Genomic DNA, 4352 nt, shown 5'->3' with positions numbered 1-4352 from the left:
GTGAACACAACCCCCAACCGGCCATCACCAGCCACCCCCTCCACCGCAGCCACCGACAGCTCACTGGACGTCCGGCCCACCGAAACCAGACGATGGTCGAACCGCGTCCGCGACAACAGCGAGTACGCCACGTCCACCGGCCGCGCGGACACCTCCGCCAAGCGGGCCAACTGCTCACGGGCGGCCATCCCCGACCGGCCACACACCAGCCACGGCACCACGCCATCCATCACCGCCGGCTCGACGACCTCACCGACCGGAGCCTGCTCCAGGATCGTGTGCGCGTTCGTCCCCGAGATCCCGAACGACGACACCGCCGCCCGCCGCGGCCGCCCCACCACCGGCCATGGGCTCGCCTCGGTCACCAGCTCGACGTCACCGGCTTCCCAGTTCACGTGCGACGAGGGCCGGTCCACGTGCAAGGTCCGCGGCGCAACACCGTGGCGGAGCGCCACGACCATCTTGATCACGCCCGCGACGCCGGCGGCGGCCTGGGTGTGCCCGATGTTCGACTTCACCGAACCCAAAAGCAACGGCGTCTCACGGTCCTGCCCATAGGTCGCCAGCAGAGCCTGCGCCTCGATCGGATCACCCAGCGTCGTACCGGTGCCGTGACCCTCCACGACATCCACGTCCGCAGGTGACAGCCCCGCGCTCGCCAGCGCCTGCCGGATCACGCGCTGCTGGGACGGTCCGTTCGGCGCGGTCAGACCGTTCGACGCGCCGTCCTGGTTCACCGCCGAACCCCGCACCACGGCAAGGATCTCGTGCCCGTTGCGTACCGCGTCCGACAGCCGCTCCACCACCAGCATGCCGACACCCTCGGACCACCCGACACCGTCGGCGGAGTCGGCGAAGGACCGGCAGCGGCCATCGACGGACATACCCCGCTGGCGGGAGAAGTCGACGAAGAGGTTCGGGGTGGACAGCACGGTCACCCCGCCGGCCAGCGCCAGGTCACAGTCACCCGACCGCAACGCCTGGGCCGCCCAGTGCAAGGCCACCAACGAGGACGAACACGCAGTGTCGACCGTGACCGCCGGACCCTCGAAGCCGAAGGTGTAGGCGACGCGGCCGGACGCCACGCTCGGCGCGCTGCCGTTGCCACGGTATCCCTCGAACTCCGGGGTGTTCAGCAGTTCCGAGTAGTCGCTGTACATGACGCCGGCGAACACACCGGTGCGGCTGCCCCGCAGCGACACCGGATCGATGCCAGCCCGCTCCAGCGCCTCCCACGACGTCTCCAGCAGCAGGCGCTGCTGCGCGTCCGTGGCGAGCGCCTCCCGGGGGCTCATGCCGAAGAACTCAGCGTCGAACTCGCCCGCGTCGTGCAGGAAACCCGCCTCACGCGCGTACGAGGTGCCGAGGTGGTCGGGGTCGGGGTCGTACAGGCCGTCGAGGTCCCAGCCCCGGTTGTCAGGGAATGCCGACACGGCGTCCACCTCGTCGGTGACCAGCCGCCACAGGTCCTCCGGCGACCGCACCCCGCCCGGGTAGCGGCACGCCATGCCCACGATCACCACCGGGTCGTCGGACACGGACGGCAGTGACGCGACCGGCGTCTCCGACGGCTCGATCCCCAGCAGTTCCCCGATCAGGTGGGCCGTCAGCCCGACGGAGGTCGGGTAGTCGAACACGAGCGTCGCCGGCAGCCGCAACCCGGTCGCGGCGGCCAGGGCGTTGCGCAGTTCAACGGCCGTCAGCGAATCCATGCCCAGCTCCCGGAACGAGCGCGCGGGATCCACCGACGCCGAGGCGTCGTAGCCCAGCACGGCCGCCACCCGGCCACGGACCAGGTCGAGCACGACCTCCGTGCGGTCGGCTTCTGGGAGCGCTGTGAGGCGGCGGGCCAGGCCGTCGGCCACCTCCCCGCCGTGGGCCGCGATCCGCCGGCTCCGCATGCGCACGAGTCCGCGCAGCAAGGCGGGCACCTCGCCACGAGCCCGCACCGCCGCCAGATCGAGCGGCACGGGCGACACCACCGCCTCGTCCGGCACGGACAGGGCCGCGTCGAACAGCGCCATGCCCTGCTCGACCGTCAGCGGCGGCACGCCTTCACGGGCGAGGCGGGCGCGGTCGGAGTCAGTGAGTCCGGCGGTCATGCCGGTCTCGGGCGCCCACGCGCCCCACGCGAGCGACAGGCCGGGCAGCCCGTGGGCGCGGCGGTGGGCGGCGAGAGCGTCGAGGAACGCGTTGCCAGCCGCGTAATTGCCCTGGCCGGCCGCGCCGAGAATGCCGGCGACCGAGGAGAAGAGCACGAAGGCGTCGAGGTCGGTGGTCAGCTCGTGCAGGTGCCAAGCGGCATCCGCCTTCACTCGCAGCACCGTGGCGAGGCGCTCGGGCGTGAGGGAGTCGATGACACCGTCGTCCAGCACACCGGCGGCGTGCACGACGGCACGCAGCGGGTGCCCGGCCGGCACGGTGGCAAGTGCCGCCACCAGTGCCTGCCGGTCCGTCACGTCGCAGGCGAGGACCGTTGCGGTGGCACCGAGTCCTGTCAGATCGGCGACCAACTCGGTGGCGCCCTCGGCGTCGGGTCCGCGGCGACTGAGCAGCAGCAGGTGCCGCACGCCGTGCTCGACGACGAGGTGCCGTGCGAGGCTCGCGCCGAGCCCGCCGGTGCCGCCCGTGATCAGGACCGTGCCGTCGGCGTCCCAGTCCGTGCTCGTGGCGGGGGCGGTGAGGCGGGCGAGCCGAGCGGCGCGGACCTCGCCGTCCCGCACGCGCACCTGGGGCTCGTCGGTGGCGAGGACCGCGCCCAGCGGCAGTGGTCCGTGGTCGGCATCGACGAGGACGAAGCGGCCGGGGTTCTCGGTCTGGGCGGACCGCACGAGGCCCCACGGCGCGGCCGTGGCCGGATCGGCGCCGTCGATGGCGAACACCAGCCGGGTTCTGTCGGACGACACGTCGGACGCGAGCCAGTGCTGGAGCAGGCTCAGCACACGGGCGGCGAGGTCGTGGGTTCCGGTGAGCACGTCACCGTCGGCGGCGAGAGGTACGACGACGGCGTCGGGGGCGTCGGGAGCGTCGCCGAGCGATGCCAGGTCGACGGTGGCCGAGACAGTGACGCCTGCCGAACGCAACCGGTCGGCGACACCGCCCGGGTCGTCGCCGAGCACGACGGCGGTCACCGGCTCGTTGCCGGCGCGTACCCGTGCCGACCAGTCGATCCGGTAGAGCGCGTCGGTGCCTGGGCCGATCTGGTCGGCGGCGACCTCGCGGAACACGAGCGAGTCGACGGTGGCAACCATGTTGCCGGCGGTGTCGGCGGCGGCGATGGCGACGCCGTCGGCGGGATTGCCGGTCAGGACCACGCGCAGCGCGGCGGCCGCCGAGGCGTGCAGGGTCACACCCTCCCAGGCGAACGGGAGCACACTGCGATCGGTGTCGCCGGTCAGCGACGCCGCGTGCAGAACCGCGTCCAGCAGCGCCGGATGCAGGCCGTACGCGTCGGCCCGGCCGGCCGTCTGGTCCGGCAGTACGACCTCCGCGTAGATCTCGCCGCCGCGGCGCCAGGCGGCCGTGAGACCGCGGAACATCGGGCCGTAGCCGAAGCCGAGGTCGGCGAGCCGCTCGTAGAAACCGTCCAGGGCGATGGCCTCCGCGCCGGCCGGCGGCCACGTGGGGAAGTCGGCCGTGGCGGCCTCGGAGGCGGACAGGGCGCCGAACGCGTGTTGTGTCCACGGACCGTCGGTGTGTTCGGGGCGGGAGAACACGCCGAAGGCGGTGCCGTCAACCCGTACCTGTATGTGCACCGCGCCGGTTTCGGGCAGAACGAGTGGGACCGCCAGGGTCAGCTCGTCGATCCGGTCGAGCCCGACCTCGTCGCCGGCGCGCAGCGCCAGCTCGACGAACCCGGTGCCGGGGAACAGAACCTGGCCGTGCACGGCATGGTCCGCCAGCCACGGCACGGACCGCACGGACAGCCGTCCGGTGAGCACGGTGACCTCGCCGCCGGCGACCGCAACGGCCGCGCCCAGCAGTGGGTGTTCGACCGAAGCCAGGCCCGCACCGGACACGTCTCCGGTGGCACTGGTCCGCTGCGGCCAGAACCGTTCGTGCTGGAAGGGGTAGGTCGGCAGTTCGACCCGGCGGGCGCCCGTGCCGGCGAAGAACGCCTCCCAGTCCACGGCCACCCCGTGCGCGAACACGCCGGCCACGGCCGTGACCGCCGAGGTCTCCTCGTCACGACCGCGCCGCAGCATCGGCACGGTCGTCACCTCGGCGCTCTCCTGGATCATCGCCGACAGCGTCCCGTCCGGCCCCAGCTCCAGGAACGTACCCACACCATCGTCGACCATCGCCCGCACCGCATCGGCGAACCGCACGGCCTCACGCACATGCCGCACCCA

The 4352-nt window shown here is 72.7% G+C and carries 1 protein-coding gene; it reads right to left on the bottom strand.

Going from position 1 to position 4352, the window contains the following annotated elements; genetic code table 11:
• On the bottom strand, positions 1-4352 hold a 4352-nt coding region (locus IE177_RS34480; RefSeq protein WP_229816415.1), incomplete at both ends, for a type I polyketide synthase.

The sequence above is a fragment of the Streptomyces lucensis JCM 4490 genome (assembly GCF_014650035.1).
GTDB classification, from domain to species: domain Bacteria; phylum Actinomycetota; class Actinomycetes; order Streptomycetales; family Streptomycetaceae; genus Streptomyces; species Streptomyces lucensis.
The sequence above is the reverse complement of the archived record's forward strand: the minus strand, read 5'-3'. Positions and strand labels throughout refer to the sequence as shown.